Below are 4,584 nucleotides of genomic sequence, written 5' to 3' on the forward strand. Positions count from 1 at the left end.
GGTCACTTTTACACCGGCTTTGTCAGCGTTTAATCCATCGGTATATGGGCGGCGACCTACAGCCACTAAGCAATAATCACCATCAAAAGTTATCGTATTTCCTTTGGCATCATCAGCAACAACAGTAACGTTTTTGCCTTTTCGGGTTACTTCTTTCACTTTGTGGGAAGTGTAGAATTTCATGCCTTGTTTTTTCAATACTTTAGTCAATTCTTTAGACAAACCGGCATCCATACCCGGAATGATTCGGTCTAAAAATTCAATTACCGAAACCTGTGCGCCAAGTCTTAAATACACTTGCCCCAGTTCAATTCCGATCACGCCACCACCAATGATGATTAAGTGTTTCGGAACTTCCGGTAATTTCAATGCTTCGGTAGAAGTGATGACTCTTTCTTTGTCTAATTTGATAAACGGCAAGGTGGATGGTTTAGAACCGGTTGCAATGATTATATTTTTCCCTTCGATTACTTCTGAAGAACCGTCGGCTTTAGTTACCTTCACATGAGTAGCGTCTTCAAATGAGCCTAATCCTTCAAAAACGGTAATTTTATTTTTATCCATCAGGAACTTAACGCCGCCAGAAGTTTGGTCAACTACGGCTTGCTTGCGGGCAATCATTTTCTCTAAATTTACTTGTACTTTTCCGGATACTTCGATACCGTGATCGGCAAAGTGCTGTAATTCTTCATAATGATGCGAAGAAGCTAGTAAAGCTTTAGAGGGAATACAACCTACGTTAAGACAAGTTCCACCCAGTGTGGAATATTTTTCGATGATGGCGGTTTTGAAACCTAATTGGGCACAACGGATAGCAGAAACATATCCACCTGGCCCCGAACCTATAATGACAACGTCAAATGAACTCATATGGCAATAAAAATTAGTGTGTTTTATCTTTTGTGGCACAAAATTACGAATTAAATTGGAATGTTAATTTCAATACCAATCGCAAATTTGAAAAAGATTTTTAAAGGGTAAAAACCGTAGTGTTTTTTACTTCCCCAATCATAAACGTGCTGTGGGTACTACCGATGTGCTGAAGTGTTGTGAGTTTGGTTACCATAAATTCACGGTATTCTTCCATGTCTTTGATACATACCTTCAGGATATAATCATAATCACCACTGACGTGAAAACACTCTAATACTTCTTCCAATTTAACCACTTGGCGTTCAAAATTGGTCAGGAATTCTTTGGAATGCTGAATCAATTTGATGTGGCAAAACACCACAAATCCTTTGTTGACTTTATTTCGATTTAACAACGCAACATATTTATCGATGATGCCTTCGCGTTCCAATTTTTTGATGCGTTCGTACACGGCAGTAACGGATAAGTTAAGTTTTGCAGCCAGTTGTTTGGTGGTTTGTTTCGCATCTTGTTGCAGCAATGCCAGGAGTTTTTTATCGGTAGTGTCCATTTTTAGAGGGTGAATTTTAGTTTAAAAAACTAGTAATAGCTTTAATTGATTTCAAATATAGAAATAACATCTAGTAAAATTATATTTAACAGAATTAAAATCTATATAATGACATAATTATTGATTATTAATCAGATAAAATTCAAATTTGTCAATAATAAACAACCTCAAATTTTAGACTATGAATGAAATACCACAAACGTTGACTGATTTTAATCCGGCAGATAAAATTCAGGATCTGCAATACTTTGGCGAATTTGGAGGTGTGAATCCTTCCATCTCTGATAGCTCTACGTATACCTTTCTTTCGGCCAAAACGATGTTTGATACTTTTGAAGGCAATGCCGAAGGTTGCTATTTGTACTCCCGTCATTCATCGCCTATGAATTTGTACTTAGGTCAGGCGCTGGCTGCCATGGAAGGAACGGAAAGTGCGAATGTAGCGGCTTCGGGTATGGGCGCCATCACGCCGGTTTTGATGCAGTTGTGTAGTGCCGGAGATGAAATCGTATCAAGCCGAACCATTTATGGCGGAACCTATGCCTTTATGAAAAATATGTTGCCAAAATGGAATATCAAAACCAAATTCGTTGACATCACAAAATTAGACATCGTTGAAGCTGCCATCACGCCCAATACGAAAGTATTGTACTGTGAAACGGTAAGCAATCCATTGCTGGAAGTAGCCGATATTGAAGCCTTAGCAGTTATTGCCAAACGCTATGGCCTTAAGTTAGTTGTTGATAATACTTTTTCACCATTATCGGTTGCTCCGGCAAAATTAGGTGCTGATGTTGTGATACACAGTTTGACCAAATTTATCAATGGTAGCAGTGATACTGTGGGAGGTGTAGTCTGTGCTTCGCAAAATTTCATCAATGATTTAAAGAATGTAAACGATGGTGCCAGCATGTTATTAGGACCAACGATGGATAGCTTAAGGGCGGCAAGTATCTTAAAGAATTTGCGCACGCTTCACATCCGAATGAAACAACACAGTCATAATGCCATGTATTTGGCGCAGCAATTTGAAAAAGACGGTTTGAAGATTGTCTATCCGGGTTTACCAAGTCACCCGAGTCATAGTTTGTATGCGAGTATGATTAATGAAGAGTATGGTTTTGGAGGCATGATGACAATGGATGTGGGGACTTTGGATAAAGCCAACGAACTGATGGAATTAATGCAAAACAGAAATCTCGGCTACTTGGCAGTAAGTTTAGGATTTTATAAAACTTTATTCAGTGCTCCGGGTACTTCAACATCTTCTGAAATTCCACTAGACGAGCAAAAAGAAATGGGATTGACAGATGGTTTAATTCGTTTTTCTATAGGATTGGATAATGATATACAACGCACGTATCACATGATGAAACAGTGCATGCAGGAATTGGACATTTTATAATTAGTACTTTAATTTGGTTCAAAAAAAGTCCGCTGGTAGTAAGACACCAACGGACTTTTATATTTAAAAGAAATATGACTTAAAGTGTATCAATATAGTCTACTAAAGATATAGTAAGAATATGGTTCCAGCCTTTTTCGAAGTTTTCTCTGGCCAATCCTGGTTCAGTCACATCAAACGGAACCGTAAAGACATGGCTGAAATGTAATTCGGTTGTATTTTCATCAACGGGATGCAGTTCCCAAGTTACTACTGACGTTCCGCTGTAGCCTACATATTCCCAGCTGTGTACTAGTTTTTGGTTTTCGATAATCTCAATCATTTTACCGCGATGTTGCCATTGCTTTCCATTGTTGTCCCCAGCATACCAGTCGAAGGTGCTGCCTATTGTCATTTGCCAGTCTTCGGTGAAATCAAAATACCATTGTTTTAGATGTTCTCTATCGGTAATCACTTTCCAAAGCAGTGCTACCGGAGCCTGATACACTTTTTTGAGTGTGAGGCTGTTGGCTGTTTTTTCCATAAATGTTGTTGTTTAAATTTTATAATTGAGCTTCCAAATAAGCTTCCAGTTTGATAATGTTTTGTTGTAAACCTTCGGCTGCGTTGAATGTTTTTACGGTTTGAATTAATTCTTCTTTGGTAGGGAAGAGCATTTGCCAGTGAATCTGTGTTTGATTGCCCTGACTTTCAAAGTGAATGGTCGCTGTGAATTTGGGTCCAGTCATGTGTTCGTAAACTAATTTTTTATGCAAAATCACTTCTTTAAAAACGCTTTTGTTTTTATAATCGGTTCCGTCCGGGCCGTGCATGATTAAGTCCCATTCGCCTTCGGGTTGCACTTCCATTTTTGAAATGGTATTGGTAAAGCCATTGGGTCCCCACCAATTTTTGATGTGGTCAGGGTTGATCCAAACTTCCCAAACCAATGCTACCGGAGCATTGAGGAGTCGGGAAACGGTAATGGATCTGTCTGCGGTGTTGCTGTCTGTTGGTGTCATTTTAGTTTTGTTGATTTTTTATATAAGATTCTAATTTGTTTGCGTTTTGCTGCAAACTATCGGCAATGTCATACATGCTAACAATTCGCATTAATTCTTCTTTGGTCGGGAATAGCATTTGCCAATGTATATAAGTCTGTTCGCCTTTTGTTTCAAATGCAATAGTGGCTATGAACTCATGATCGGATATGTGATGGTAAGCTATTTTTTTATGCCATTCGACTTCGGTAAAAATACTTTCGTTGTCATAATCAGTTCCGTCCGGGCCGTGCATGACTAGGTTCCATTTGCCACCTGGTGTTACCTCCATTTGTGTAATGGTATTGGTGAATCCATCGGGTCCCCACCAATTTTTGATGTGATTGGGATTGGTCCAGACTTCCCAAACTAATTCGATGGGAGCGTTGAGTATGCGAGAAACCGTAATTTCTCTGTCGGTGGTGTTATAGGTTGTCATTTGTATCTTTTTGAAGTTTATCTAAATAGGTTTCCAAAGCATCAAGTTTGGTTTCCCAGAATTGTTTGTACTGTTCAATCCATTGTGATACTTCATTAAGCTTCTCGAGTTTGGCTTCGCAATAACGCTCTCTGCCTTTGTCTTTGATTTCAATCAGTCCGCATTCGTTTAAAATTTTGATGTGTTTGGAAATGGCCGGGCGGCTAATGTGGAAATTCTCAGCAACGGCATTGAGCGTTAACGTTTGGGCTGCCAATAAGCTTAGAATTGCTCTTCGGGTTGGATCGGCAATGGCCTG

Annotated in this window: 7 protein-coding genes; 1 reads left to right on the plus strand and 6 read right to left on the minus strand. The window is 39.1% G+C overall.

Going from position 1 to position 4,584, the window contains the following annotated elements:
* Together V7D82_RS13335 and V7D82_RS13340 are read right to left on the minus strand one after the other, a co-directional pair.
* Window positions 1–870, minus strand: an 870-nt coding sequence (locus tag V7D82_RS13335; protein WP_333601446.1) for a dihydrolipoyl dehydrogenase family protein, incomplete at its 3' end; no start/stop codon positions are given.
* 100 nt (window positions 871–970) lie between these two features.
* Window positions 971–1,423, minus strand: coding sequence for an Lrp/AsnC family transcriptional regulator (locus tag V7D82_RS13340; RefSeq protein ID WP_333601447.1), 453 nt, complete (start codon window positions 1,421–1,423; stop codon window positions 971–973).
* Window positions 1,424–1,625: 202 nt separating this feature from the next.
* Between V7D82_RS13340 and V7D82_RS13345 the strand changes: the two genes are divergently transcribed.
* Window positions 1,626–2,828: an aminotransferase class I/II-fold pyridoxal phosphate-dependent enzyme gene (locus tag V7D82_RS13345; RefSeq protein ID WP_333601452.1), complete on the plus strand. Its 1,203-nt coding sequence runs from the start codon at window positions 1,626–1,628 to the stop codon at window positions 2,826–2,828.
* 79 nt (window positions 2,829–2,907) lie between these two features.
* Here V7D82_RS13345 and V7D82_RS13350 read toward each other — a convergent pair whose 3' ends face one another.
* The 4 genes from V7D82_RS13350 to V7D82_RS13365 form a co-directional block, all read right to left on the minus strand.
* The gene (locus V7D82_RS13350) at window positions 2,908–3,351 is read right to left on the minus strand and encodes an SRPBCC family protein (RefSeq protein ID WP_333601448.1); all 444 of its coding nucleotides are present in this window, start codon (window positions 3,349–3,351) and stop codon (window positions 2,908–2,910) included.
* A 19-nt stretch (window positions 3,352–3,370) separates the two neighbouring features.
* Window positions 3,371–3,829, minus strand: a complete 459-nt coding sequence (locus V7D82_RS13355) for an SRPBCC family protein (RefSeq protein WP_333601449.1) — start codon at window positions 3,827–3,829, stop codon at window positions 3,371–3,373.
* A 1-nt stretch (window position 3,830) separates the two neighbouring features.
* The gene (locus tag V7D82_RS13360) at window positions 3,831–4,286 is read right to left on the minus strand and encodes an SRPBCC domain-containing protein (RefSeq protein ID WP_333601450.1); all 456 of its coding nucleotides are present in this window, start codon (window positions 4,284–4,286) and stop codon (window positions 3,831–3,833) included.
* On the minus strand, window positions 4,273–4,584 hold a 312-nt coding region (locus tag V7D82_RS13365), incomplete at its 5' end, for an ArsR/SmtB family transcription factor (protein ID WP_333601451.1). The genes V7D82_RS13365 and V7D82_RS13360, both read right to left, overlap by 14 nt.

Source organism: Flavobacterium sp. (genome assembly GCF_036741995.1).
Lineage (GTDB): Bacteria > Bacteroidota > Bacteroidia > Flavobacteriales > Flavobacteriaceae > Flavobacterium.